The organism is Janthinobacterium sp. TB1-E2, assembly GCF_036885605.1.
Taxonomy (GTDB): Bacteria; Pseudomonadota; Gammaproteobacteria; order Burkholderiales; family Burkholderiaceae_D; genus Janthinobacterium; species Janthinobacterium aestuarii.
In genome coordinates this window covers 994,722-1,021,692 of sequence record NZ_CP142523.1, presented here as the reverse complement: position 1 = coordinate 1,021,692, position 26,971 = coordinate 994,722, and the positions used below count along the sequence as shown (strand labels likewise).

General features: G+C 64.5%; 23 protein-coding genes. 11 read left to right on the top strand and 12 right to left on the bottom strand.

Going from position 1 to position 26,971, the window contains the following annotated elements:
- Positions 1–77 precede the first annotated feature (77 nt).
- Both OPV09_RS04580 and OPV09_RS04575 read left to right on the top strand, forming a co-directional pair.
- On the top strand, positions 78–707 hold the full coding sequence (locus OPV09_RS04580; protein WP_034753507.1) for a head GIN domain-containing protein: 630 nt from the start codon (positions 78–80) through the stop codon (positions 705–707).
- Positions 708–749: 42 nt separating this feature from the next.
- A complete protein-coding gene (locus OPV09_RS04575; protein WP_338680687.1) occupies positions 750–1,550 on the top strand; it encodes an enoyl-CoA hydratase in 801 nt (266 codons plus the stop codon).
- A gap of 1 nt (position 1,551) precedes the next feature.
- Here OPV09_RS04575 and OPV09_RS04570 read toward each other — a convergent pair whose 3' ends face one another.
- The 5 genes from OPV09_RS04570 to OPV09_RS04550 form a co-directional block, all read right to left on the bottom strand.
- Positions 1,552–2,289 carry an AIM24 family protein gene (locus tag OPV09_RS04570; protein ID WP_034753505.1) on the bottom strand — a complete coding sequence of 246 codons (738 nt, stop codon included), beginning with the start codon at positions 2,287–2,289 and terminating at the stop codon, positions 1,552–1,554.
- A gap of 3 nt (positions 2,290–2,292) precedes the next feature.
- Positions 2,293–2,934, bottom strand: a complete 642-nt coding sequence (locus tag OPV09_RS04565) for an AIM24 family protein (protein WP_034753503.1) — start codon at positions 2,932–2,934, stop codon at positions 2,293–2,295.
- Between the two features lie 17 nt (positions 2,935–2,951).
- Entirely contained in the window at positions 2,952–3,605 is a 654-nt protein-coding gene (locus tag OPV09_RS04560; RefSeq protein WP_257620518.1) for an AIM24 family protein, read from the bottom strand.
- A gap of 121 nt (positions 3,606–3,726) precedes the next feature.
- Positions 3,727–6,888 (bottom strand): S8 family serine peptidase, encoded by a 3,162-nt coding sequence (locus OPV09_RS04555; RefSeq protein ID WP_338680686.1) that lies wholly within the window; start codon positions 6,886–6,888, stop codon positions 3,727–3,729.
- A 1-nt stretch (position 6,889) separates the two neighbouring features.
- The gene (locus tag OPV09_RS04550) at positions 6,890–7,705 is read right to left on the bottom strand and encodes an NF038120 family PEP-CTERM protein (RefSeq protein WP_070305478.1); all 816 of its coding nucleotides are present in this window, start codon (positions 7,703–7,705) and stop codon (positions 6,890–6,892) included.
- Positions 7,706–8,132: 427 nt separating this feature from the next.
- Between OPV09_RS04550 and OPV09_RS04545 the strand changes: the two genes are divergently transcribed.
- A complete protein-coding gene (locus OPV09_RS04545; protein ID WP_338680685.1) occupies positions 8,133–9,044 on the top strand; it encodes a histidine kinase in 912 nt (303 codons plus the stop codon).
- An 8-nt stretch (positions 9,045–9,052) separates the two neighbouring features.
- Positions 9,053–9,700, top strand: coding sequence for a response regulator transcription factor (locus OPV09_RS04540; RefSeq protein WP_338680684.1), 648 nt, complete (start codon positions 9,053–9,055; stop codon positions 9,698–9,700).
- On the opposite strand, the gene OPV09_RS04535 is transcribed toward OPV09_RS04540, so the two are convergent.
- Together OPV09_RS04535 and OPV09_RS04530 are read right to left on the bottom strand one after the other, a co-directional pair.
- On the bottom strand, positions 9,697–12,195 hold the full coding sequence (locus OPV09_RS04535; protein ID WP_338680682.1) for a TonB-dependent receptor: 2,499 nt from the start codon (positions 12,193–12,195) through the stop codon (positions 9,697–9,699). The genes OPV09_RS04540 and OPV09_RS04535 overlap by 4 nt on opposite strands.
- Before the next feature lie 95 nt (positions 12,196–12,290).
- Entirely contained in the window at positions 12,291–12,752 is a 462-nt protein-coding gene (locus OPV09_RS04530; protein ID WP_034784295.1) for an Lrp/AsnC family transcriptional regulator, read from the bottom strand.
- A 99-nt stretch (positions 12,753–12,851) separates the two neighbouring features.
- On the opposite strand from OPV09_RS04530, the gene ilvB reads away from it, so the two are divergent.
- On the top strand, positions 12,852–14,603 hold the full coding sequence (gene ilvB, locus OPV09_RS04525) for a biosynthetic-type acetolactate synthase large subunit (RefSeq protein WP_338680681.1): 1,752 nt from the start codon (positions 12,852–12,854) through the stop codon (positions 14,601–14,603).
- A 139-nt stretch (positions 14,604–14,742) separates the two neighbouring features.
- On the opposite strand, the gene OPV09_RS04520 is transcribed toward ilvB, so the two are convergent.
- Entirely contained in the window at positions 14,743–15,600 is an 858-nt protein-coding gene (locus tag OPV09_RS04520; protein ID WP_338680680.1) for an AraC family transcriptional regulator, read from the bottom strand.
- Between the two features lie 108 nt (positions 15,601–15,708).
- On the opposite strand from OPV09_RS04520, the gene OPV09_RS04515 reads away from it, so the two are divergent.
- Genes OPV09_RS04515 through bamE form a run of 5 tightly spaced genes read left to right on the top strand, consistent with a single transcriptional unit; the run spans position 15,709 to position 19,149 of the window.
- A complete protein-coding gene (locus OPV09_RS04515) occupies positions 15,709–17,142 on the top strand; it encodes a cytochrome P450 (RefSeq protein ID WP_338680679.1) in 1,434 nt (477 codons plus the stop codon).
- 35 nt (positions 17,143–17,177) lie between these two features.
- Positions 17,178–17,639: a GNAT family N-acetyltransferase gene (locus tag OPV09_RS04510; protein ID WP_046682200.1), complete on the top strand. Its 462-nt coding sequence runs from the start codon at positions 17,178–17,180 to the stop codon at positions 17,637–17,639.
- Complete coding sequence (locus OPV09_RS04505; protein WP_338680677.1) at positions 17,636–17,995, top strand: nucleotide pyrophosphohydrolase; 360 nt, start codon at positions 17,636–17,638, stop codon at positions 17,993–17,995. Before OPV09_RS04510 ends, OPV09_RS04505 begins: the two co-directional genes overlap by 4 nt.
- A 60-nt stretch (positions 17,996–18,055) precedes the next feature.
- Complete coding sequence (locus OPV09_RS04500) at positions 18,056–18,844, top strand: hypothetical protein (RefSeq protein ID WP_338680676.1); 789 nt, start codon at positions 18,056–18,058, stop codon at positions 18,842–18,844.
- Positions 18,841–19,149, top strand: a complete 309-nt coding sequence (gene bamE, locus OPV09_RS04495) for an outer membrane protein assembly factor BamE domain-containing protein (RefSeq protein WP_338680675.1) — start codon at positions 18,841–18,843, stop codon at positions 19,147–19,149. The genes OPV09_RS04500 and bamE overlap by 4 nt, the downstream gene beginning before the upstream one ends.
- Before the next feature lie 70 nt (positions 19,150–19,219).
- Here the strand turns inward: bamE and OPV09_RS04490 are convergent, their stop codons facing one another.
- From OPV09_RS04490 to OPV09_RS04480, 3 genes are all read right to left on the bottom strand, one after another.
- Positions 19,220–20,875: a methyl-accepting chemotaxis protein gene (locus OPV09_RS04490; protein ID WP_072457118.1), complete on the bottom strand. Its 1,656-nt coding sequence runs from the start codon at positions 20,873–20,875 to the stop codon at positions 19,220–19,222.
- 436 nt (positions 20,876–21,311) lie between these two features.
- Positions 21,312–23,465 carry a DEAD/DEAH box helicase gene (locus OPV09_RS04485; protein WP_099411741.1) on the bottom strand — a complete coding sequence of 718 codons (2,154 nt, stop codon included), beginning with the start codon at positions 23,463–23,465 and terminating at the stop codon, positions 21,312–21,314.
- A gap of 200 nt (positions 23,466–23,665) precedes the next feature.
- A complete protein-coding gene (locus OPV09_RS04480) occupies positions 23,666–24,547 on the bottom strand; it encodes an alpha/beta hydrolase (protein WP_338680673.1) in 882 nt (293 codons plus the stop codon).
- Between the two features lie 135 nt (positions 24,548–24,682).
- Between OPV09_RS04480 and OPV09_RS04475 the strand changes: the two genes are divergently transcribed.
- On the top strand, positions 24,683–26,299 hold the full coding sequence (locus OPV09_RS04475) for a M28 family peptidase (protein ID WP_338680672.1): 1,617 nt from the start codon (positions 24,683–24,685) through the stop codon (positions 26,297–26,299).
- A gap of 135 nt (positions 26,300–26,434) precedes the next feature.
- Here the strand turns inward: OPV09_RS04475 and OPV09_RS04470 are convergent, their stop codons facing one another.
- Positions 26,435–26,851: an SRPBCC family protein gene (locus OPV09_RS04470; RefSeq protein WP_072457112.1), complete on the bottom strand. Its 417-nt coding sequence runs from the start codon at positions 26,849–26,851 to the stop codon at positions 26,435–26,437.
- Positions 26,852–26,971 lie beyond the last annotated feature (120 nt).

The window sequence follows — 26,971 nt, the reverse complement described above, 5'->3', positions numbered from 1 at the left end:
GCCGTTCATCGCAAATTTCTCCCCCTTGGAGATGTTGCAACATAGAATACACTGATCAACTACTCAAGGAAACCGCCATGCGTCCTCTGTTCCTGTTGTCAGTCCTGTCCCTCGCCTGCCTCTCGGCCCTCGCGCATGCGGACGAGCAAACCCGCACGGTAGCCGCCTTCAACGCCATCGACATCCGCGGCCCCATCAGCATCGAAGTGGAATCGGGCAAGGAGCAAAGCCTGCTGCTGCGCGGCGACCAGAAATTCCTCAGCGGCGTCATCACGGAAGTGGTCGATGGCGAGCTGAAAATTTCCATGAAGGACAAGGACATCAAGAAGACCGAGGGCGACCCGCGCATCATCATCACCATGCCCACCTTGCGCAAGCTGATCGCGGAAGGCGCGGGCGAAAAAATCCTCACCAAGCTCAATGGCCCCCGGGTCGACATCAGCTACAAGGGCGCGGGCCGCCTGGCCGCCGATGGCCAGGTCGACTGGCTGCGCCTGAAGGCGCAAGGCGTGGGCGAAGTCGATACGAAAGCCTTGCTGGCGAAAAACGTCGATGTGAATTTCGAAGGCATCGGCTCCGTCAAGGTGTATTCCTCGGGCGAGCTGAACGCCGTGGTGCGCGGCATGGGCGAACTGACCTACTACGGCAAGCCGAAGATCGTGCACAAGTCGATCGCCGGCATCGGCAGCGTCAATGCCGCCAAATAAGATTTCCTAGAACAACAAGGCCATCAGGCCACTGGAGACCGCATGACCGCAACACATGATACCGACACGCCGCTGGTACTGCGCGAGGAGCACGATAGCCTCGTCACCCTGCGGCTGAACCGCCCGCTGCAATTCAATGCCCTGTCCGAAGCCATGCTGGCCGCGCTGCAGGAAGCGCTCGACACGATCGCGCAGCAGCCGCACGTGCGCTGCGTGGTGCTGGCCGCCGAAGGCAAAGCCTTTTGCGCGGGCCACGATTTGCGCCAGATGCAGGCGACGCGCCAGCTTGCGTATTATCAAACCCTGTTCGCGCAATGCTCGCGCGTGATGCAAGCCATTCAAAGCTTGCCCGTGCCCGTGATTGCCCGCGTGCACGGCATCGCCACGGCGGCCGGCTGCCAATTGGTCGCCAGCTGCGACCTGGCCGTGGCGGGCGCATCGGCCCGCTTTGCCGTCTCCGGCATCAACGTGGGCCTGTTCTGCGCCACGCCATCGGTTGCCCTGTCGCGCAATGTGTCGCCCAAGCGGGCCTTCGACATGCTGGTGACGGGCCGCTTCATCGACGCCGACACGGCCGCCGACTGGGGCCTGATCAATGAAACGGTGGCCGATACGGCGCTCGACGAAGCCGTGGCGCGCCTGGCGCAGCAGATCATGGCGAAAAGCCCGACGGCCATCCGCTACGGCAAGGCCATGTTCTACCGGCAGCGCCAGCTGCCGCTGGACGACGCGTATGCGTATGCGGGTGACGTGATGGCGCGCAACATGATGGAAGAGGATGCGGAGGAAGGCGTCACCGCCTTCCTGGAAAAGCGGCCGCCCGGCTGGGCGGCCGTCAAGTAGCTTAACGTTCCTGCTTCATCTGCTGCTGGACGGACAAGCTCAAGGTCCCCAGGTCTTCCTTGCCCAGCATCGGCAATTGCGCCAGCAGGTTGGCCAGGGCCGAGCTGCCCGTCACGTCCAGCTCGGACGACTGCACCAGCACCGTGCCGGCGCCCGTGAAGTCGATCTGCTTTTCCTCGCCCGACAGGGTAAAGCCCGTGAGCGCGCCGGCGGCCGAGGCCCAACCCTGCACGTGGGCATAATCGTAGTGATACGAGGGGCTGGGGCAATCGGCCCAGCCCAGCACGGCCTGCTCGTCCACGCGGCATGGCAACTCGAGGAAATGCACGGGGCCGTTCGACGAGGCGATGACTTTACCCGTGCCTATCATGGTCAGGTAGCCGGGCAAGGTCGATTCCTGGCAGATCACATCCTTCGTGAAACCCAGCAGGTTTTTCGCGCGGATGGTCATGTTGGCGTTGTCCAGGTCGTAGCAGGCCAGGTCGTTGCCGTTGTCGCCCAAAATCAATTGTCCTTGCCCTTGCGCGACGACAAAGTGGTGGATGTATTTCGGCGCATTGAAGGCATTGCGCACGATCAGGTCGAGCACGCTGCTGCCCATGGCTTCGAAGCGCAGCTCGCCATAGAAGGCGATCATCTTGCCCTTGCGAATGAAGATCTGTTCCTTGACGTCGATGACATACGAAAAACGGTTCAGGTTATCGTTCTTCGGCAAGGTATCGGGAGTGTAAATCGTCATGGCTTACCTTTCGCTCGCTTGGATGTAGACCGTGCCCTGGCCCGTGAACTTCACCTGGTACGATTCGCCCGACGCCTGGCCGACGAAGGTTTTCCAGTTCAGGTCCGTGACGATGGTCGAGCTCAGCTGCCCCGTGTGGCCGATATACGCTTGCGGGTCGACAAACACGGGCACGTCCGGCGTGACGGGCAAGCCGATGGCGTTACCGTCCGACAAAATCGCCACGTCGCCCGTGCCTTGCAAGGTGGTGGTAAACAAGCCCTGGCCCGAGGCCATGCCGCGCACCACACCCTGCACGCCGCCCTGGTTGCCGAGGAACATGGTGCCGGCCGTCAAACGCGCATCGAAGGCCAGCAGGGAATCGCTTTCCACGTAAAACGTTTCGCCGCGCACGGGGACGATGGTGACGAACAGGCCGCCCTGGGCGTAAAACACGCTGCCCGTGCCACGCGCCGACATCATGGCGTAGCCTTCGTTCGTGACGGCGCGCATGGCCAGGCTTTGCACGCCCTGGCCGGCCAGGAAGGAGCGGCTGAACGCCACGTCGCCCTGGTAGGACACCATGGCGCCCTTGCGCGCGAACACTTCTTCATTGCCGAGTTTGACCTCAAGCATCTTTTCATTGATCTGCTGATAGACAGGCATCGCGGGTCCTCGCTAACTTAACGTTCGGCGGGCTGGATGAACACCACGCCCTGGCCTGTGAATTTGTGCTGGTACGATTCGCCCGAGCTCTGGCCGATCATCGTGCGCCAGTTGACGTCGAAAACGAATTCCTGGCGGATGTCGCCCTTGAAGCCGACGAAGGCGTCCGGGTCCACGCGCAGCGGATGCGCGGGCGTCACTTCCAGCATGATCAGGTTGCCGCGCGAAATGACGGCCAGGTTGCCGTTGCCTTCGACGGTGGTGGAAAACAGGCCCTGGCCCGAGCTGGCGCCGCGCAAGCCCGCAAAGCTGGTGCCCGTCTTCAGGCTCGTGTCGTAGGCCAGCAGGCTGCTGCTTTCGATGGTCAGCTTTTCGCCGGCCAGCGCCATGACGGTGATCTCGGCCGCATTCTGCGCGAAAAACACCGTGCCGGTGCCTGAAGCCTGCATCACCTGCATGCCTTCGTTCGTCACCTTGCGCTTGAGCGCGCCAAAGAGGCCCTCGCCGCCAAGCAGGGACTTTTCAAATTTGATGGCGCCCGTATAGGCGACCATCGCGCCGGCAATCGCCAGCACTTTTTCATCCTGCAGGCGCACTTCCAGCAGGCGGTCGGTATTGGTGCGGAAACTGGTCACGCGCGACTCCCCAAGAATGCCAGGCCACAAAGCCATGGCTATCCGACAAGATACCGGGGGCGTTACCGCCATGCAAGTGCTATTCCTCCCGAACGGGGGTCTGCGTTAAAAAAAAGGCGTGCCCGGAGGCACGCCTTGCGCTGACATCTGAAACGGTTTACTCGGCCAGCACCGGCTTGGCGCCGCGCGCGTTCTGGAACAGCGGCACGGGATCATTGGTATTGACCTCGACCACCGTCACGCCCTGCACCACGCCAGCGACCTGGTAGCCGACGGCGCCCAGGTGGCGCTTGCCTTCGGCCAGGTTGGACCAGCTCAGCGAGACAGACGCGGTGCCGCCCATGAAGGCCGTGCCCGGCATCAGCGCCTTGAAGCTGCCGTTGTTCAAGCCCGGCGCCAGCACCCACGACGACAAGGTGTAGTCGGCCTGGCCGTTTTGCGGCGCAAAACCGATCACGCACACCTTGTAGGTGCCGGCGGCGGGCAGGCGCAGTTCCACCTGCTCATTGGAACTTTCATTGCCGCTGCTGCCGACCAGCACATTGGCGGCGTTGTAGACCTCCATGTCCATGTCGGTATTCGCACCGCCCGTCGTTTCCGTATCGTAGGTGGCAAAGCGCGCCGCCAGGGTGCCGGCCGGGATCACCACGTTGTGCACGTTCACACCCGTGGCACCTCCCGCCTTGCAGCTGGCCGAAGCCGTGCTGTTGTTGGCCTGGCCAATCGTGCGCGTCTGGCGCACGGCTTCGACGAGACCCGACTTGACGCCGACCAGCGCACCCGTGAAGCCCGTGCCCAGGGTCAGCACCTTGCTGCCCGTGGCCGCTTCGCTGCTGACCAGCGGAATGGCGGCCAGCGACGTGCCGCGCGCCGTCAGCGGGCTGCGCACCGTGTGCGTGCCATCCGTCCAGCTCAGGGCGCCGTAGGTCCAGGTATTGGCCGGCGCCGTGGTGCGCGTCAACTTGACCTGGTATTGGCCCTTGGCGCCCGGCGCCAGGCTCAGGCTCGTTGGCGTCACCGCCACCGTGTAGCCGGGCAGGCTGGCAGAGACGTTGTAGACGGCACTGCTGGCGCCCACGTTGGTCACCGTGCGCGTCAGCACCTGCGTGCCCAGCACGTTGGCCGCCGTCAGCGACGCCAGGTTCAGGTTGTAGGCAGGAATGGTGCCGACGGCCTGGCAGGTGGCGGGACTGTAGACCTTCAGGTTCAGGCCGCACAGGAAGCGCGCATAGTCGATTTCCGACACGTCGTACACGAGGCCGGGATCGGCCGCGCTGTTCGGTGCGATGTGGCCGGCGCCCTGGCCCCATGGCAGCTGGCCCGAGTTCTTCGCCGTCGCATCCCACGACACGGAACCGTTCAAGCCATCGGGATACGTGCTGAAGGCCGTCGTCATCAGCGCCGACTTGATGGCCGCGGGCGACCAGCCCGGATGCTGCTGCTTGAGCAGCGCCGCCACGCCGGCCACGTGCGGGCTGGCCATCGAAGTGCCGGAATAGAAATCCCATTCCGCCACGGGCGCCGCGCCGCCAGCGGCCACGGCATCGCGCTGCGCCGGCGTCAGGTCGGCCGTCACGCCGGCGAGGATGTTGGTGCCGGGCGCCGACATGTCCGGTTTCAGGATGTTCGCGTTGGCCACGTTCGGTCCGCGCGAAGAACGGTCGCTGACGATCGGCGCCTGCACCGTCGTGTCGGCGATCGTATGGATTTCACCCAATGCCGCCGTGCCGTCCGGATTGGACGCCATGAAAGCCTTCAGCGCGTCGCCCTGCGCCTGCGCCAGGTGCACGGTCGACAGCGTGTGCGCCTGGTTGATGATGGTGTTGGCGCCGCCGGCCACGTTGGCGATGACCACGCCCGCCGCGCCCGCCGTCCTGGCATTCGCGCTCTTGTTGACCAGCACGTTGCCGCCACGGTCGCACACGAGTATCTTGCCCGCCACTTTCGCCGGGTCCAGATAAGCGGACGTGGCATCGGCTTCGCCGAAGCAGCGCAGCAAATTGAGGTCCGTCGGCAGCACGCCGGCCAGGCCCGCGTCGCGCGAGCGGATCAGCGGCAGGGCCGGCGTCTTCGCATTGCTCGATGCGCCTTCCAGCCTGGTGCCGTTGCTGAGGATGACATTGCCCGCGTACAGGCGGTTGTGCGTGGAATTGGCGACCGTCGCCAGCCACGGGCTGATGTGCGAGACGGGCGCCGGCACGTCGGGCGCCGGCGTGGATGGACCGGAATTGCCGCCCGACGTGGCGACAAACACGCCGGCCGCCGCCGCACCGAGGAAGGCGACTTCCGTCGGCTCGTCGAAGGCGCCGCCGCCCGCGTTCGGGCCGATGGAGAAGTTGATGACGTTGACGCCATCCTTGACGGCCTGGTCGATGGCGGCCACGCTGTCGGCCGTGGCGCAACCGTTGCGGCCCGTCGATGCGGCCGTCCAGCAGACTTTATAGGCGGCGATTCGCGCGCGCGGCGCCATGCCCGAGGCCTTGCCCAGCGACACGCCGTTCGAGGTGGCCAAGGCGCCATTGTTGCCGCCGGCCGTGGACGCCGTGTGCGTGCCATGGCCGCCATGCCCCGTCAGGCCGGCGACGGAATCGCGCGGCGAACGGAATTCCGTCCAGTGCAGCGCCGCCGTGGAGGCGCGGTAGTAGCGTGCGCCGATCAGTTTGTTGTTGCAATTCTCGGCGCTGAAACCTTCGCCCGTCTGGCAAGTGCCCTGCCAGCTGGCCGGCGGCGCGCCATACACGACGTTGCTGCCGCTGTGGCTGGGCACGCCGTTCTCGTCGAGGCGGTCGGCAAAGGCCGTGTTCTCGGGCCAGATGCCGCTGTCGACGATGCCGATGATGATGTCTTCGCCCGCGTGCGTCTTGCCGCCCAGTTGTTCCCACAGGCCGCCCGGCTTGTCCAGGCCCAGGAAGGTGGGCGTGTAGCTGGTGTCGAGCTGCAGGATGGAGTCGGCGCTGATGCTGGCTACGCCGCTGTTTTTCTTCAGGGCCCGCACTTCATCGTCCGTCAGCAAGGCGGAAAAGCCGTTGAAGACGACGCTGTACTGGTGCGTGATTTCCGCCGCGCTGACGGTGCCGGCCACGGCGGCCTGCTTGCTGTCGAGGTAGCTCAGGTAGGCCTGCACATCGGCGGCGCCCACGTTGATGCGCGCACCCGGGGCCGGCTTGGTGGCGGCCAGGCCGTCGACCTGGCCCGTGTAGGTGGCGGCCGGCTTGTCGACCAGCTGCACGATGTAGGAGCGGCGTTCCTGCGCCTGCGCCGCTTGCGCCAGGCTGGCGGCCAGCAGCAGGATGCCGAGAGAGACGGGACGTAGTTTCATCTCATGCTCCTTGCACGGTGAACGCTGCGAACTTGCCGCTGCGGCGGCGCGACAGCATGCCGATGGCGCCCAGGCCGGCCAGCAGCAGCATGTAGGTCGACGGTTCCGGCACGGCGCTGATGTTGATATTGTCGAGCGCAAACTGGCCCTGGTTAAAGGCGGGGAAATCGATGGAGTTGGTGCACGCGCCCGTATCGTTGAAGATACACGCGTTGAAGGTCAGGCCCGTGAAGGAATAGTTGCTGAAGCCGCCCAGCAGGGATGCGCTCTGGAAATGGTAATTGCCATCGCTGCCCTGGCCCGGAAACGCCAGCGAGGTGCTGACCACCTGGCCGTTGCTGAGGGTACCGCTCAGTTGCAGCTGGCCCCACTGCATGTTGGGCAAGCCGGAAACGGGCGCGATGAAGGAGTAGTCGAAACCGGCCAGGCTGAACGCCTGGTGGTCGGCACGCGCGAAATTCACGCCGCCATCGTTGAGGATAGCCAGGTAGTTGCCGGTGGCGCCCTGCGGGCAGGCGGCGATATCGCACGACGAGCCCACGCGGCCATCGAGGATGGCGCCCACGCCGCTGACACCGCCGCCGGCCGCCGTGGTCGGGTCGGCCAGGAACAGCAGGTTGTAGCTCGACGTATTGAGCGTCTGGCCGCTTTCATACACGTCGGGGGGCAAATTATCGAAGGTCAGGACACCGGCCATGGCCGGCGCCGAGGCCAGCACGGACAAGGTGGCCAGCGCGGCCAGGATGGTGGCGCGGCCGCGGGTAGCGGGCCGATCGGCGGTTGCGGGCGATACCCGCGCATGTGATGGACGATTCATTCTATTCCCTTGGTTGTTGTGGATAGATAGGTCGGCAGGTCTCGCGCCCGCTTTCAGCTTTTTCACAAAAGTGTCAACAAATATAGCAAACCACACAAAACAAATATCATATTTTTAATATCATTTATTTATTTTTTATCTAACTCTGCGATACTTTGTTTTGTTTTATCTATGAAAGCTTGAGCAATCTCAACGTTACATCGGAACAACAATGCCTCGCACCGCAGACGTGCGCGCCAGCGCGCCGGCGCGACTTCGGATAAGCTCGAAAACCGCGCCTGCCGCGCCGTCATCCCCGTCACATCGCGGTACACCTGTTCCATCCTGGAACACTTGTCTCTCGCCGCGAAGCGCCCGGCCACAGCCCCTGCGCGATGGCATGAAGCTTGCACAACAAGGGAATCGACCGCGCTCAGGGAGCAGCACCATGGAACACCATCAATTTGCCGGCAACGGCAGCGCAGGCACGCGGCCGGCCCGGCGCCTCCTCGTGTGCTGCGCGCTGGCGCTGGCTTTTTTCCTGCTGGCCGCCAGGCTGGACCTGGCCGAACGGCTGACCTACGCGCTGTGGCGCCACGAGCACTGGCAACTTGATGAACTGGCCCTGAGCCTGCTGTTGCTGACGCTTGCCCTGGCCGGCTTTGCCGTGCGGCGCGGACGCCAGGTGGCGCTGCTGCTGGCGCAAAACCGCACCCTCACGCAGCGCCTGCTGCGCGCGCAGGAAGAAGAGCGCTGCGCGCTGGCGCGCGAGCTGCACGATGAAGTGGGACAAGACTGCACAGCCATCCGCGCGGCCGCCAGCTACATCCTGCGCGCGCGCGATGGCGACCAGGCGAACGTGCAGGCGTGCGCCGCCAGCATCGCGCGCTCGTCGGAAGCGCTGCATGCGATGGTGCGCACCATGCTGCGCCGGCTGCGCCCGCCCGTGCTCGACAGCCTGGGATTGGCGCCGGCCCTGCAGGCGCTGTGCGACAGCTGGTCCCAGCAGCACGGCATCGCCTGCCATTTCGCACTGCATGCCATTCCCGCCAACCTCGACGACTGCACCGCCACCGCCATCTACCGCCTGGTGCAGGAAGGCTTGACGAACGTGGCGCGCCACGCGGGCGCCGACCGGGCCACGGTGGAATTGCGCGCCGATGCGCACGGCTTGCTGCACCTGGCCATCGAAGACAATGGCCTGGGTTTGCATCCAGACAAAACGCCGGCAGATGGCTTCGGCATGCTGGGCATGCGCGAAAGAGTGGCTGGCCTGCGCGGCCATATCCGCTGGATCAGCGCGCTGGGTAACGGCTTGCGCATCGAAGTGGCGATGCCGCTGGCGGCTGGTGCGGCATGAACGCGGCCATGACCCCGATCCGCGTGATGCTGGTCGACGACCATCCGGTGGTGCGCACCGGTTACCGGCGCCTGCTGGAACAGGGCGGCGACATCGCCGTCGTGGCCGAGGCGGGCAATGGCGAAACGGCGTATGGCTTGTACCAGGAACACGCGCCCGACGTCTGCGTGACGGATTTGTCCATGCCCGGCATCGGCGGCCTGGAATTGCTGCGCAAGCTGATCGCCCGCGACGCCGGCGCCCGCGTGCTCGTGTTCAGCATGCACGACACGCCGCAGCTGATCGCCCGCGCGTTTGAGGGCGGCGCCTGCGGCTTCGTCAGCAAGCAGGCCGACCCGGAACACCTGGTCGACGCCGTGCGTGCCGCCCATGCGGGCCGGCGCTACCTCGATCCGCACAGCGCACCGGGCGTGCTGCAAGACACTGCCCGCATGGAAGCGCAGCGCTTGAGCAGCCTGAGCCAGCGCGAATTCGAAATCTTCCGCCTGCTGGCCGAAGGCCGCAGCGCCGCCGACTGCGCCCGCCTGCTGCACCTGAGCAGCAAGACGGTGGCCAACCACCAGACCTGCATCAAAGAAAAGCTCGACGTGCCCGGCCCCGCCGCCCTCGTCCATCTTGCCCTGCGCAACGGGGTCATTGAACAGATCCACCCTTAAAACACGTAGCGCAAGCCCACATTCACGCTGCGCGGCGCGCCTGCCGCATAGAAGGTCGCGTTGACCATCGGATACTCGCCGTTCACGGCCGGCAGCGGCCGGGCACTAAAATTGCCGTTGGCATCGAATCCCGTCGCGCCCAGCTGGGCCGCCGTCGCATAGTGTCGGTCGAACAGATTATTGACCTGGGCGAATACGCTCAGTTGCCGTGTCAGCTGGTATTTGCCGTTCAGCTCGACCACGGCGTAGCCGCCGCTCTTGCCCGCGCCCAGGTACGCTGGCCCGCCCGCCTGGTGCGCATTGTTTTCATTGCCACGCGCATAGGAACTCGACACGGCCGTCATGGCCAGGCCCACCGTCCAGTCGCGTCCGCCCTGAACCTCCACGTGCGCCTTCAGGATATGGCTGGGCGTGAGGGGAATGCGCTTGCCCGGCGTGATGACGATATTGCCTTCCAGGCCGGGCGCCTCGGCGTCGCTGCTGCTGTTGGCGCTGCCGTTGACGGTTTCCCGGCTTTGGTACGTCGCCTGCAGCCACGTGTAGTTGACACCGAAGTCCAGCGCGCCCGCCTTGCCGTCGAGCGCCAGCTCCACGCCCTGGTGGCGCGTCTTGCCGAAATTCTTGAAGTAGCCGAAACCGGCCTGGTTGTCGGCCACAAACAGGATATCGTCGTGGTTTTCCGCACGGAACATGCCCGCGCTCCAGCGCGCCACCTCGCCCCATTGACCGCGCACGCCCGCTTCCCACGTCTTCGTCACTACCTGTTTCAAGGGCGGGTCGCCAGCCATGGCGTTGGGCAGGCGGCAGGGATTGTCCGGGTCGGCGCAACCGAGCTCGATGGCCGTCGGCGTGCGGCTGCCTTCGTTGTAGCCGAGGTAGGCGCTCACGCCCGAGGCCGGCGCATAGGCCAGGCCGATGGCGGGATTGAAGCGGCTGAAACGGTGGTCGCCGTCGAGCGAACCGCTGCCGCCGCCGGGCGTGATGGCGTCGCGGTTGCGCACCGTGCTGCGGTTGTAGCGGCCGGAGATGGTCAGGGTCAAGTCTTGCTTGAACGCGATGCTGTCGCTCGCATACACGCTCCACGTGCGCATGCGTCCGCTCAAGTCGACACGGTTATCGACAGGCGTGCCATCGTCGTCGATTTGCGTACCGTCGGCAAAGAAGTCGACGGGCGTGATGCCGCGGTCCGGGTTCAGATAGCCGAACTGGCTCGTCTGGCGGAAGGTGGCGTGGCTGGCATCGAAGGCGGCGCCAGCCGTGACGGTGTGGCGCGCGCGCGCCACATCGGCCAGCGCGGTGAACTGGCCGGAAAAACCATAGTTTTCCTGCTCGGTATGGCTGCGGTTGATCATGCCATTGCATTTTTCGGCCGGCTCGTCATTCAGCAGCACGTTGGCTATGCAGCGCCACTTCGGAAGCGGCGTATTGGACGCATTCGCCCCGCTGGCGGGAAAGCCCGTGTAGCCGGCCGCCGCCAGGGCAGCGCGCTCGGCCGCACCGGGCTGGTAGACGGACTGGTCGAGCGACTCGTCGTTGAGGTCGCCATTGAAGGTGTGCGTGTCGATCTTGCGGTAGTACACATTGCCGGACCATAGCAAGGCAGCGTTGGCCTGGTGCTTGCCCGTCAGGTTCAGCAAGGTCGACCTGTTTTCCGTCAAGTCTGGCTTGGTGTAGACGCTGCGGTAGTCGCGCGCCAGCAGGCGCTGTTCCTGCAAGCCGTTGCCCGTCAACGCATTGTCCGCGTGCGCCACGGTGACGGCGATATCGGTGCGCGCATCGCCCCATCCCAGCTTGCCAAACACCTGGCGCACGTCGGACGGCGAATCGTCACGCCAGCCCACTTCCTTGAAGCGGTTGCCCGTCACGTACCAGTGCCAGCCCTGCGCATTGCTGCCGCCATGTTCAACTTCCACGGCGCGCCGTTGATCGGAACCCAGGCGCGCCTCGACGGCGGTGCCCGGGTGACTCTTGCCATCCTTGGTCTGCAAGGCCAGCGCACCGCCCAGGGTATTCAAGCCGAACAGAGGATTCGAGCCGGGCATCAAGGTCAACGAAGCGATCGCCAGGCGCGGGATCAAGTCCCAGCTGACGACGTCGCCGAACGGCTGGTTCAGGCGCATGCCGTCCAGGTACACGGACAGTCCCTGCGGCGTGCCCAGCAGCGGCGAGGCCGTGTAGCCGCGGTAGCTGACGTCGGGCTGGAACGGGTTGTTCTGCACTTCGTTCACGTAGACGCTGCCCAGGTTGCGGCGCAGGAAGGCGGAAATATCGAGCGCGCCGCTGGCGGCGATCTGCTGCGCGCTGGCCGTCTGCACGGGCGCAGCCAAGGCATCGCGCGGCTGCTCCACGGTGGGCAGCGGCATGCTGCCCGTGATGATGACGGTGGGCAAGTCGCCCGAGGCGGCCAGGTTCGCGGCCAGGCTGGCGGCAGCAGGTTCGGCTGCCTGTGCCTGGCACAGCGCCATGGCGGCAGCGGCCAATAAAGTCAGTTTCATGCGGGTCCCCAGTTTTATCATGGTTTTTATGTCTGTCCAGTATCGGACAGTCACCATCGATGAACTAGGGAAAAACTCCTGCCGTGCAAGGAAACTTAGCGCTGCAAGGGCAAATAGCTCTGCTTGAGCTGGCGCAGCACGAAACTCGATTTGCTGTGGCGGATGCCGGGGATTTTATACAGGCGCTCGCGCAGCAGCCGTTCATAGTCGCGCGTGTCGCTCACGGCAATGCGCAGGTAGTAGTCGTAGTCGCCCGAGACGAGAAACGCTTCGAGCACTTCCGGGATCATGGCCAGCGCGTGGCCGAATTCGAACAGGGCCTGGTCGGAATGGTCGTCCAGGGTCACTTGCACGATGACGGTGTCGGCCAGCCCCACCTTGGCCGCGTTGACGTTCACCGTATAGCCTTCGATGACGCCATCGTCTTCCATGCGCTTGATGCGCGCCCAGCACGGCGACGATGTCAGGCCCACCTTGGCGCTCAGCTCATGCAGGCTGATGCGGGCATCCTGCTGCAGGGCCGTCAGGATGGCGAGGTCGAATTTATCGAGCTTCATTTTGCAATTTCCCATGTTTGCAGCAAATTTTGCTGATCAAGGCATTTTATACGAGAAAACCAGCAGCCTTTTCTGCCAGTGCAAGCAGAAAATAGACACATGAAACCCGATCCCGCTCCCCTCCTCGCTCCCGCCCACGACCTTGCGCCGCGCAACGGCGCCAGCACCCTGATCGACACCCTGCTGGCCCTGGGCGTCGACACCGTCTTCGGCTATCCCGGTGGCGCCGTGCTGCCCGTGTACGATGCGCTGCACGCGCAGCCGCGCTTGCGCCACGTGCTGGTGCGCCACGAACAGGCGGCCGTGCACGCGGCCGAGGGTTATGCGCGCAGCACGGGCCGACCCGGCGTCGTCTTCGTCACGTCCGGCCCCGGCATGAGCAACACCACCACGGGCTTGCTCGACGCCCTGTGCGATTCGATTCCCGTCATCTGCATCAGCGGCCAGGTGGCCACCACCAGCATCGGCACGAACGCCTTCCAGGAATGCGACGCGCTGGGCATCTCGCGCCCCGTCACCAAGTGGAACCGGCAAATCCGCACGGCCGACGAGACGGCCGCCGTCGTGCACGAAGCGTACGTGCAAGCCACGCAAGGCCGGCCCGGCCCCGTGCTGATCGACTTTCCCAAGGATATGCAATTGGCACCCGTCGCGGACAACACGCCGCTGACGTCCGCCGCCAACGTCCCCGCCCCCTTGCCCGACGCGGCCGATATCGAGCAGGCCGCCAGCCTGATCGCCAACGCGCGCCAGCCCGTGTTCTATGGCGGCGGAGGCCTCATCAATTCCGGCCCCGATGCCTGCGCCGCTTTCCAGCAGCTGGTGAAACTGGCGGCCGCGCCGTGTACCCTGACCCTGCTGGGACTGGGCGCCTTTCCCGCCTCGCACCCGGCCTTCCTCGGCATGCTGGGCATGCACGGCACCCTGGAAGCGAACCTGGCCATGCACCATGCGGATGTGATCGTCTGCGTGGGCGCCCGCTTCGACGACCGGGTGACTGGCAGGCTGGACGCCTTCTGCCCCGGCGCGAAAATCATCCATGTCGATATCGACCCGGCGTCGATCGGCAAGGTGGTGCGCACCGACGTGGCCCTGCGCGGCGATTGCGCACCCGTGCTGGCCGCCCTGCTGGCGCAGCTGCGCGGCCGCTTGCTGGCGGACCGCCAGCCGTGGTGGCAGCGTATCGATGGCTGGCGCACGGAGAATTCGCTGGCGTTCGACGACACGCCGGACGTGATCGCGCCGCAGGCGCTGATGCGCCGGCTGCAGGCGGCACTGGACGGACAGGACGCCATCGTGTCCACCGACGTGGGCCAGCACCAGATGTGGGCCGCGCAGCATTTGCGCTTCGAGCAGCCGCGCCGCTGGCTCACCTCGGGCGGCGCCGGCACCATGGGTTATGGCTTGCCGGCCGCCATCGGCGCGCAGATCGCCCATCCGGGCAAGCGCATCGTGTGCGTGAGCGGCGACGCGTCGATTTTGATGAATATCCAGGAACTGGCCACGGCCGTGCAGCACCGTCTGCCCGTGAAAGTGGTGCTGTCGAACAATGGTTACATGGGCATGGTGCGCCAGTGGCAGGAACTCATCCATGGCGGGCGCTACAGCCACAGCTACACGGAAGCGCTGCCCGACTTCGTCGCCCTGGCCCGCGCGTTCGGCTGGCAGGCGCATACGGTGAGCCGGCGCGAAGACCTCGACGCGGCGCTGGCGACCTGCCTGGCATCCGACGGCCCGTATTTCCTCGACGTGCGCGTACATGGCGCAGAAAATTGTTTCCCCATGATGGCACCCGGCGCGGGGCATCATGAAGTCACCCTGTCCAAAGGCAAGGTGTACAGCGAGCGGTAATCCGGCATGACCACCGGCCACGCCAACGATGTTGTCGGATTACGCGTGGCGTTGCCACGCTAATCCGACCTACTCGCCCCCACGGGTAGGTCGGATTAGCGGCGGTGCGCCGCGTAATCAGACATCACCACCGGCCGGATTACGCCCATATTCGGTAGATCCAGTAACTTTCATCTTCGCGGCTGGCGCGTGCGAGTTCGGTGGGACTCAGGCCGGTGATGGCGCGCACTTCGCGGCACAGGTGGGCCTGGTCGGCGTAGCCGCCCTCGGCGGCGATATCGGTCCATGAAGCATTGCCTTGCAGCATGGCCTCGCGTGCGTCGAGAAACGACTGTTCCGCGCGGCGCATGCGTCGCAGGGTGCGCATGGGCTGGCCGGCCCAGGCCTTGATGCGGCGTTCGATGTTGCGCGCGCCACTGGCCAGGCCCGTCGAGGCCGCCTGTACGCCCAGGCGGCGCACCCAGTCCTGGATGGCGCCGGTGGGATGGTCGCCGCTCTTGCGCGCCAGCGCCCAGCGCGGCGCGAGGAATGCTTCCACCAGCGCGATACGCGCTGCATCGTCGGGCGCGGCCAGCACGGCGTCGGACAAGGCCAGCCAGTCGGCGTCGAACAGCGGTTCCAGCGGGCGCACCTGGTCGAACAGGGCCGCCATGTCGATGCCCGTCAGCGCGTGCAGGGCGGCCGGATACAGCATCACCATGAACGAGTGCACGGGGCCAGGGTTGTAGCTGACCAGCGGATAGCCGCGCGGCCCGCTGAACAGGGCGGGCGGCATGCGCACGTGCAGCAGGTCGGGGCCGGGCGCGGCCGCCTCGACGTCGCCCGCGACCGTCCATAGCAGGCAGCACATGGGCGTGGCGGGAAAACGGTTCAGGCGCTGCGCGGGCGGCAGCGGCGCGCAATGCGTGGTGTCGCGCACGAGAAAGGCGCGCACGCAGGAAGCGAGCGCGGTGCGCGGCGCGATCAAGCGGGTCAGGGGCGTGGGGGCGGCAGGCATGGCGATGATTGTACCGGCAATTTTTGGCCGCGCGCGATGTCGTATTCGTTCAAGACGCGCGCCCGCAAGCGCGCTAGAGTCTAGCCATCGTTCCCACAGGAGCTTTCCATGCCGCCACTCGACCACGCCGCCGCACCCGCCACCACGCTGCGCCAGATCCGCCAGTTGCCGGGGCCATTCGCCTTGCCCATCATCGGCAACGCCATGCAAGTGCGGCTGCCGCGCATCCACCGCGACGTGGAAGGCTGGGTACGCCGCTATGGACCTTTCATGCGTGCCTGGTTCGGCCGCACCCTGGTACTGGTGGTGGCCGACAGCGAGGCGGTGGCCGCCGTGCTGCGCGACCGCCCCGATGGTTTCCGCCGCCCCCTCAGCAGCTACATCGTCTCGGAGGAAATGGGCGGCAATCCCGGCGTCTTCCTGGCCGAAGGCAGCGAGTGGCGCAACCAGCGCCGCATGGTGATGGCCGGCATGGCGCCAGGCGCCATCAAGGCGTATTTTCCCGCGCTGGTGACGGTGGCGCAGCGCCTGCAGCGGCGCTGGCAGCATGCCGCCACGCAAGGCCAGTCCATTGCCCTCGATGGCGACCTGAAGCGCTACACGGTCGACATCATCGCCGGCCTGGCCTTCGGCACGGAAGTCAATACACTCGAATCGGGCGAGGACGTGATCCAGCGCCACCTGGACGCCATCCTGCCAGCCGTGGCGCGGCGCAGCCTGTCTATGCTGCCGTACTGGCGCTACGTCAAGCTGCCCGTCGACCGGCGCCTGGACCGCGACGTGGCGGCGCTGGACGTGGCCGTGGCGCAACTGGTGCGGCAGGCGCGCGAACGCATGGAACAAGACCCCGCGCGGCGCGTGCGCCCGCCCAACCTGCTCGAAGCCATGATCGCCGCCGCCGACGAACCCGGCAGCGGCGTGAACGACCGCGCCGTGGCCGGCAATGTGCTGACCATGCTGCTGGCCGGCGAAGACACGACGGCCAATACGATTTCCTGGATCATCTACCTGTTGCAGCGCCATCCGCACAGCCTGGCCAAGGCGCGCGAGGAAGTGCGGCGCCTGGCACCCGACGTGGCGCAGTTCACCGTGGCGCAAATGGATAGCCTCGACTACCTGGGCGCCTGCGCCAGCGAGGCCATGCGCTTGAAACCGGTGGCGCCCTACATTCCGCTCGAAGCGCTGCGCGACACGGTGGTGGGCGACGTGGCCGTGCCCGCCGGCAGCATGCTGTGGTGCGTGATGCGCCACGACAGCGTGTCCGATGCACACTTTCCCGATGCACAGGCGTTCCAGCCCGAACGCTGGCTGGAAGGCGGCGAGGCGAACAACAAGCGCACCGCCATGCCTTTCGGCGCCGGCTTGCGCACGTGCCCGGGCCGCTACCTGGCCTTGTTGGAAATCAAGATCGCCATGGCCATGCTGCTGGGCAGCTTCGACATCGCCGGCGTCGACACGCCCGATGGCGGCGAGGCGCAGGAACTGATGGGTTTCGTGATGTCGCCCATCGGCCTGACGATGCGCCTGGCGCGGCCGCAGTGATACCATGGGGGAAGTCCCATACATTCGACCTTCCCATGACTATCCGCCTGGAATCGCCGCAGCAAGCCGACGTGCAAACCCTGATCGCCGAGCTTGACGCCTACCAACAGACCCTGTATCCGGCTGAGTGCGTCTACTCGCTGGACCTGGCGTCCGTGCCGTCCGATACCCTGCTGTTTGCCGTCGCCCGCGATGCGGCAGGCGCGGCGCGCGCTTGCGGCGCCATCGTCGTCACGCCCGATTTCGGCGAAGTCAAGCGCATGTACGTGCACCCGGACAGCCGCGGCCTGGGCCTGGCCAAGCGCCTGCTGGCCCTGCTGGAAGAGCAGGCGCTGGCGCGCGGCTGCCGCTTGCTGACGTTAGAGACGGGCATCCACCAGCCCGAAGCCATCGCCCTGTACGCACGCCACGGCTACCAGCGGCGCGGGCCGTACGGCGACTATCCCGACGATCCATTCAGTGTTTTCATGGAAAAACCGCTGCAGGTGGCGGCATGAACGCGCCTGCCGACAGCCTGCTCGACATCCGCGCGCGCCTGCGCGCCTTTGCCGACGAGCGCGACTGGGACCAGTTCCACACGCCGAAAAACCTGGCCATGGCCCTGTCCGTGGAAGTGGCGGAACTGGCCGAGCACTACCAGTGGCTGCCCACGGGCGCGGACGCCGAGCTGGACGATGCCAAACGCACGGGCATCCGCCACGAACTGGCCGACGTGCTGATGTATTTGGTGCGCCTGGCCGACAAGAGCGGCGTCGACCTGCACTCTGCCGTGCTGGAAAAGATGGAACTCAATGCGCAGAAATACCCGGCGCAGCAGGTGCGCGGCGACGCGCGCAAATATAGCGAGTACTGAGCGAATACCGAGACAGCCACCCGTGCGTGGCTGATGCGCAAAAAAGCGTAGCATCCAGCCATGCGCATCCCTATCCTCCTGCTGCTTGCCTGCCTGCTCCCTGGCCCGGTTGCCCTGGCGCAAACCGCGCCCGTGCCGCAGGTGAAAGTGGACGCCACGCGCGACCCCGTCGATAAATCGTACCGCAAGATGCTGCAGGGCGTGGACCGTTTCGAGCGCGACCGTGCGCTGGCGCCGCAAGCGAGCCTGCGCTTTCGCCTGCTGCCGCGCCAGCCCGGCGTGGACATGACGGGCGTGCAGCTGCGCATCGCCGGCGACACCGTCAGCATCCCGTTACCCTTGGCCGAGGACAACAGCTTTGCTCCCGTGCGCAATGCGCAAGCGGCGCGCGAAGACGCCGTGCTGATCGCCAACCGCAAGGCGACCACCATGAGCTGGCGTGCGCAAGTGATCACGCCCGGCTTGCCGCCCGGCACGCGGCGCCTGGGCGACCTGCGCCTGGAATGCCGCGCCGGCATGGATTCGGGCCTGATCTCGAACGACCCGCAAATCATCGCCTGGCTGTCCAGCATGCTCTATAGCACGGACAAGGTGTGTTCCGAGCCGGACGGCAATTATTTGTTCTTTACGGACCGTCCCCTGTTCGGCGTCACCCTCGTGCATGGCGAGCGCCGCATGGCGTTGCCGTTCAGGATGCTGTACGCGGGCGGCGAGCAGACGCCCGCCTCGCTGCCCTATTGCGATTGCCAGGTACTGCTCGACCGCACGTATTACGCGCCCTTGTGGGATGCCAGCTGGCCCGACGACACCCTGCTGGAATTTACTTACATGGACGAGGTGGTGCCATGAAATGGCTGCTGATCGCCATGCTGGCGCTGCTGGCCGCCTGCTCCGGCACGCGCGCCTTGCAGGCAAGCAAGAACGTGCCTTACGCAACCCTGGAGCAGACGGTGCAAGCAGGCAGCAGCACGCGCGAACAGGTGCGCGCCGCGCTGGGAGAAAGCACGTCCATCCGTTTCGACAGCGGCAATGAAGTATGGATGTACACCTACCCGGCCGCCTCGGGCGCGCAGGGAGAATATGTGATTTTGTTTGGCGGGGATGGGGTGGTGAAGAAGGTGCGCAGTGGAGAGGTGTATCGGGTGAAGCAGTAAAAGTACCCCACAGGCAAAACCTGGGGTCAGACCCGACGGGTACGACCCCGGCCTTTCGCCGTTGGGGTAATTAGCGTGCCTTCAGCAAGGCCCTTGCCGCCACGCCCGCGCCCACGCTGCGTCCCACGCCAGCCGTCTTGCGCTTGGGCGAGGCCTTCAATTTGAAGATGCCGATCGACTGGGCCACGCTGTCGGTGCGCTGCGCCAGGCTGGTGGCGGCTGCGGCCGCCTGTTCCACCAGCGCCGCATTCTGCTGCGTGATGCCATCCATGTGGATGACGGCCTGGTTGACTTGCCCGATGCCCTGGTTCTGCTCGCGCGTGGTCGAGGAAATCTCGTCCATCACTTCCGTCACGCGGGCTACCGAGGCGATCACCTCCGTCATGGTGGCGCCCGCATTGCTGGTCAGCACGCTGCCCGCATTCACGGTGGCGATCGAATGGTCGATCAGGTTTTTCACTTCTTTCGCCGCTGTTGCCGAGCGCTGCGCCAGGCTGCGCACTTCGCCGGCCACGACGGCGAAGCCGCGGCCATGCTCGCCCGCGCGGGCCGCTTCCACTGCCGCGTTCAAGGCGAGGATGTTCGTCTGGAAGGCGATGCCGTCGATGAGACCAATGATGTCGAGAATCTTGCGCGACGAGGTGCTGATTTCGTCCATCGTGGTCACCACTTCGCTGACGATGGTGCCGCCCTTGGCCGCGACGGTAGACGCCTGCGCCGCCAGCTTATTGGCCGTGTCCACGTGGTCGGCGCTGTTCTGCACCGTGGAAGTCAGCTCTTCCATGCTGGCCGCCGTCTGCTCGAGGCTGGACGCCTGCGATTCCGTGCGGCTGGACAGGTCCATATTGCCCGTGGCGATCTCGGCCGTGGTGACGCGGATATCCTCGAAGTTGGCGCGCACGTCGCCGATGATGCTGTGCAGGTTGATATTCGTCTGGCGCAAGGCCGCCATCAATTGGCCCATGTCGTCGTCTCGCACCTTGTCGATGACGCCCGTCAAGTCGCCGCCGGCCATCTTGCGCGCCACCGTGATGGCCTCGCCCAGCGGCGCGACGAGGGAATTGTGCAGATGGGCCCAGAAATACAGCATCAGCGCGACGGCCGCGGCGGCAGCGCCGCTGAGCCAGCTGCGCGTGGCCGTGCTCGTGTCGCCATCGATATTCCACACGGCGCAGCCGAGAATGGCCAGCACCACGCCAAAGACGATGCAATGCAGGGCCAGGTCTTGCGACAGGGTCAGCTTGCGCCACTCGGCCAGCTTGGCGGCCAAGCCCTGGCGCACGACGCGGCCATTGCGGATCGCCAGCTTGGCGCTATTGCCGTCTTTAAAACTTTTATACAGGGCTGCCGCTTCGTTGATCTGCTCGCGCGTGGGCTTGGTGCGCACGGACATATAACCGATCGGGCGGCCGTTTTCGATGACGGGCGTGATATTGGCGAAGACCCAGTAGAAATCGCCATTCTTGCAGCGGTTCTTGACCATGCCGGTCCATGGCATGCCGGTCTTGATGGTATCCCACAGGTCGGCAAACGCTTCGGCCGGCATATCGGGATGACGCAGAATATTCTGTGGCGCACCCAGCAGTTCCATTTCTGAAAAACCGCTGACTTCAATGAAATACTGATTGGCGTAATTGATGTTTCCCTGTAAATCCGTCGTGGAAACAATCGTCATGCCTTCATTTAATACGTATTCATTTTGCGTGATAGGCGTATTGACCCGCATCGTCGCTCCTCTATTTTTTTCAACTAGCATAACAAAATCATAAAAACAATATACCACATCAAGCACCCATGATATATCGCCCCGGCGACAGTGACACTGGTCAAAAAATTTAATAAAAGCTAATTCATTTATGTTTTAGAATTTACTTTGATTCAACTTGATTGATTTTATTGAATGCAAAATTCAAATTGCGCGCAAACACAATAATTAATAAAAAATTATTTATCGGCGAAGCAGGCAATAAATACGGCGTACGCGCCGGTAAAAAGGCGCAAGGGAACTGGCGCAATGGCCGGCACGTGGCGACGCCTGCTACCAACCATAGCGCGGTAATAATATTCATTTCTTGAGGGAAAATAAAAACTGGCGCGAATGCGCCAGTGGGGGAACTGTCTCCAATCCGCGACACAGGCGCCGGAGCGCCCGTGGGGATGGCTTATTTAAAGGTTTTGCGCGGTGGCGACTTCGGACGCGGCGGCGCAGGCTTGCGCTCCGTCGTGCCATCGTCCAGGCTGATGCGCAGCTTCTGGCCCGAGACCACGACCGATTTCAAGTGGTCGAGGATTTCCGGCGGCATGCCTTCAGGTAGGTCCAGCACGCTGTAGTTGTCAAAGATATCGATGCGGCCGATATGCTTGGCTTCCAGGTTCGCTTCGTTGGCGATGGCGCCGACGATGTTGCTTGGCGTCACGGCGTGTTCACGGCCCACTTCGATGCGGTAAGCCGTCACGCCTGGACGTGGACGTTCCTTCTTCGGCGCGCGCGGCGCAGGGGCAGCGTCGCCCGCGTCCGCTGGCGCATCCTTGAACGCTGGCGCGGACTTGGCGGCGAACGGCTTGCGCGGCGCGGCTGGCGGCGCCAGGTCCGGCGCGTCGCCGTCGCGGCTGATGCGCAGCTGCTGGCCCGCGACCCACACGGTTTTCAGCTGGTCCAGCAATTCTTTCGGCATGCTGTCCGGCAAGTCCAGGACGCTGTAGTCGTCATAGATTTCGATGCGGCCGATGTTTTTCGAATCGATGCCCGCTTCGTTGGCGATGGCACCCACGATATTGCCTGGTTTCACGCCATGCTGATGACCGACTTCAATGCGGAAGGTCTGCATGCCGGCGTCGGCTGGACGCTGGATGCGTTCCTTTTTCGGGAAGGCCGGGCGTTCGCTGCGCTCGTTACGGTCGAAGCGGTCGCCCCGTTCCGGACGGTCGTTGCGTTCGAAACGATCCTGACGCACTGGACGGTCGTCTTGCCACGTGGCTTGCTCGCGCGCCTTGTTCTTGTCCAGCAGCAGCGGCGTATTGCCACGCGCCATCTTCGCCAGGGCAGCGGCGATTTCGATGGCGGGAATGTTTTGCTCGCGTTCGAAATCCTCAATCAGCGACTGGAACTGTTCCAGTTCGCCCAGGGCCAGGGTTTCGCTGATCTGTTCCTTGAACTTGGCGATACGCACGTCGTTGACGGCCTGGATCGTTGGCAGTTCCAGCATGCCGATCGGCTGGCGGGTCGAGCGTTCGATGGCTTTCAACAAGTTCTTTTCACGCGGGGTGATGAACAAAATCGCTTCGCCGCTGCGGCCGGCGCGGCCCGTGCGGCCGATGCGGTGGGTATAGCTTTCCGGATCGTGCGGCACGTCGTAGTTGACGACGTGGCTGATGCGCTCGACGTCCAGGCCGCGGGCGGCCACGTCGGTTGCCACGAGGATGTCGATCTTGCCGTCTTTCAACTGCTGGATCGTGCGCTCGCGCTGGGCTTGCTGGATGTCGCCGTTGATGGCGGCAGCCGAGAAGCCACGGGCTTGCAGCTTGCCGGCCAGCTCTTCCGTACCCAGCTTGGTGCGGGCGAAGATGATCATGCCGTCAAACGCTTCCGCTTCCAGGATGCGGGTCAGCGCGTCGAGCTTGTGCATGCCCGACACCAGCCAGTAGCGCTGGCGGATGTTGTCGGCCGTGCCCGTCTTGGCGGCGACCGTCACTTCGGCCGGGTTCACCAGATAGGTCGTGGCGATGCGCTTGATGACGGAAGGCATGGTGGCCGAGAACAACGCCGTTTGATGGCCTTCCGGGGTTTCTTTCAAGATACGTTCGACGTCGTCGATAAAGCCCATGCGCAGCATTTCATCGGCTTCGTCGAGCACCAGGGTTTTCAGCTTGGACAGGTCGAGCGAACCCTTGTCCAGGTGATCGATGACGCGGCCTGGGGTGCCGACGATGACGTGCACGCCGCGGCGCAGGGCCGACAGCTGCGGGCCGTAGCTTTGGCCGCCGTAGATCGGCAGCACGTGGAAGCCGGGGATGTGGGCGGCGTACACCTGGAACGCTTCGGCGACCTGGATGGCCAGTTCGCGCGTCGGTGCCAGGACCAGGGCTTGGGGTGAGCTTTGTTTCAGATCGATGCGCGACAGGATCGGCAAGGCGAAGGCAGCGGTTTTACCCGTGCCCGTTTGCGCCTGGCCCAGCACGTCGCGGTTCGCGAGCAATAATGGAATCGTGGCCGCCTGGATAGGCGACGGTGTTTCGTAACCGACATCCTTGAGCGCGCGAATCAGCGGCTCGCTCAGGTTAAGGTCGGAAAATAAGGAAATTGGTGTATCAGACATGAAATCACTCACAAGTTCGCTCGAATCGCCCAATGCGAAAGAGTGTATCCGCTAGTTTACTCTTTACTGGACCTTACCGGGTGGAACGGGGCGGCAGAACGCCATTTTTTGCAGTCTAAAACGCAGAAAAATCGGCGATCCGCACGCAATTGGTGCAAAAACCAAGCAATATTATATGTTTTGCAATAGATTCGACTACTTTACAGATGCGCCTCGATATTGCTTGCCGCATCGACCGAGTGGCGCAAAAATTCCAGCAAGTCCTCGTTCAGCCGGTCCTTGTGCGTCGCCGCCAGGCCGTGCGGCGCGCCCGCATACACGAGCAGCTTGCTGCCGATGATGAGTTCGGCAGTGCGCCGCGCCGAGGCGGCAATCGGCACGATCTGGTCGTCGTCGCCATGGATCACCAGGGTCGGCACGTCGAATTTGGCCAGGTCAGCCGTAAAATCCGTCTCGGAAAATTGCTTGATGCACAGGTAGGATGCCGGCATGCCCGCCTGCATGCCTTGCCGCCAGAAACCGTCGCGCACGCCCTGCGACGGCTTCGCATCGGGCCGGTTGTAGCCATAGAAGGCCTCGCTCAGATCCTGGAAAAACTGGCTGCGGTCGGCCTGCACGCCGGCGCGGATGGCGTCAAATGTGGACAGGGGCAAGCCCAGCGGGTTTTCCGTGGTTTGCAGCATCAGCGGCGGCACGGCGCCCACGAGCACGGCGCCGGCCAGGCGCCCGGTGCCATGGCGGCCGATGTAGCGCGCCACTTCGCCGCCGCCCGTCGAGTGGCCGACGAGGGTGGCGCCCGTCAAGTCCAGCGCGTCGATCAGGGCGGCCAGGTCGTCGGCATAGGTATCCATGTCGTTGCCGTCAAACGGCTGGCTCGAGCGGCCATGGCCGCGCCGGTCGTGCGCGATGACGCGGTAGCCGCGCGAGGCCAGATAAAACATCTGGTCTTCCCACGCGTCGGACGACAAGGGCCAGCCGTGGCTGAAGACGACGGGCGGGCCGCTGCCCCAGTCCTTGTAGTGGATCAATGTACCGTCGGCGGTACGCAGGGTATTGCTCGATTGCAAGTTCGTGGCAGTCATGGAACGCTCCTTGTCGGTAGACCAGCAGCCATTGTGGCCGCAATTGGCCCGCGCACGCCGCGCGCTACGCCAGGGCATTGCGGTAGGGTAAGATTGTCGCTGCTTTGCTTTCCCGTATTCACTTTTGGAGTTGTCATGCGCTTTCCCCTCGTCCTCGCCGCCAGCCTGTTCAGCACGGCCGCCCTCGCCCAACCGCTCGTGGCCGAAGCGCCTCTGCGCGCCCACCTGTCCTTCCTGGCCGACGATTTGCTCGAAGGACGCGGCACGGGCCAGCGCGGCGGCGACCTGGCCGTGCGCTACCTGGAAACGCAGGCGGCCGTGGCCGGCCTGCAACCGTTGAAGGATGGCACGTACCGCCAGGCGCTGACCATCGTCGGCAGCAAGGCCTTGCCATCGAGCAAAGTCACGTTCAGCGCGGGCGGCAAGACCTTGTCGCCCGCCTTCGGCAAGGACATCGTCTTTGGCGCGGCAAATGGCCAGCAGACAGTGGCGTTCGATGCGCCCGTCGTGTTCGCCGGCTACGGCATCCGCGCGCCAGAAGAAAACTGGGACGATTTCAAGGGCGTCGACCTGAAGGGCAAGCTTGTCATCATGATGGTCAACGATCCGCAACCCACAAGCGCCGAACCGCAGCGCTTCGCCGGCAAGTCGCTGACCTATTACGGCCGCTGGGTCTACAAGTACGAGGAAGCGCTGCGCCAGGGCGCCGCCGGCGTGCTGCTGATACACACGACCGCATCGGCTTCGTATCCTTGGTCGGTACCGGCCAACGGTTTCGGCCATGAACGCTTCAACCTGGCCGGTGCGGGCAATGCGATGGAAGGCTGGCTGCAGGAAGACATGGCGCGCACGCTGTTCCAGGCGAGCGGACAGGACCTGGACGCCTTGCGCGCGCAGGCGGAAACGCGCGCGTTCCGCCCCGTGGCCCTGAACGCCACGGTCAAGGTGCAACTCGACAGCCAGGTACGCAGCATCGAGCAATTCAATGTGGCCGGCATCGTGCCGGGCACGGATCCGAAATTGAAGGACGAGGCCGTCATTTACTCGGCCCACTGGGACCACCTGGGCAAGGATGACGAAGGCAGCCAACGCGCCGGGCAAAGCGACCATATCTACAACGGCGCCATCGACAATGCGTCGGGCGCGGCCGCCTTGCTGGCCATGGCGCAAGTGGCCGTGAAACAGCCGGCGCGCCGCACGCAGATCTTCCTGTGGCCGGCAGGCGAAGAAACGGGCATGCTGGGCAGCACGGCCTACACGCGCGCGCCCCTGTGGCCGCTGGCCAAGACAGCCGCCGACCTGAACCTCGACAGCATGAATTTTGTCGGCAAGACGCACGACATCGGCGTGGCCGGCGCCGAGCGCAGCAGCCTGTACGCGAGCGCCGCCAAGGTCGCCAAGCGCATGGGCCTGCGTCTGGCGCCGACGATCCCGGACCTGTCCGGCGCGTTTTACCGGGCCGACCATTTTGCGTTTGCCAAGGCTGGCGTACCCGCCTTCAACGTGGGTTCGGCAGTGTTTTCCGGCGACGGCTCGTTCGACTTCGTCCAAGAGCCGAAAGCGTCGGGCGAGCGCCTGGTCGCCTTTAAAAAGGACTACCACCAGGTCACCGATGAGTACAACCCGTCGTGGGACTTGTCCGGCATGGTGCAGCAGGCGCAATTTACATTGAACCTCGGCTATGAAGTGGCGAACGACAAGAATTTGCCGGTGTGGAACAAGGGCGAGGCATTTGGGAAGGTCAAGCGCTAGGCATCATGAAAAACACCGGCCTGTGCCGGTGTTTTTACAAGCGTGCCGGCCACAATCCCGTAGGTTGGATTAGCGGCGCAGCCGCGTAATCCGACAACATTGTTAGCGCCGGTGGGAATGCCGGATTGCGCGGCTTCAGATTGCCATGATGCGTTTCAGGTCGACAAACGCCGTTTCATACAAATGCTGGAACGCGCCGATCATGACCTCTTCCACGCCTTCGGCCGCGTCGAATTCGCTCGACCATTCGGCCACGCACTCGTTCGCGCCTGGCTCGCCCGTGACGCGCAGGGTGGAACGGTAGTTCTTGACGGGGATCGGGCCCGAGACGATGGTGTAGCTGTAGCTCTTGTCCGCTTCGCTGTAGCTTTGCAGGCGTTCGGCGATGATGGCGCCGTCCGTGGTTTTCAGGCGGCGTACGCGGCCGCCGTGCTCGGACAAGCTGGTCTTGATCGAGCTCGACCATTCAGCCAGCGACTGGAAGCCGCCGATAAAATCCCACACGCGTTCGGCGCTTGCCGCCAATGTTACAGAAACAATTACTTGGGCCATCTTTAATTCGGTTCCTCATCCAGGTTTGCCGGGCGCCGTGCCCGGCCGGCCGGAGTTGCCCGGCACAGCCGCTATTTTAACGCCCATGCAGCGTTGCTGCTGAACTGGCAATGGCGGCTG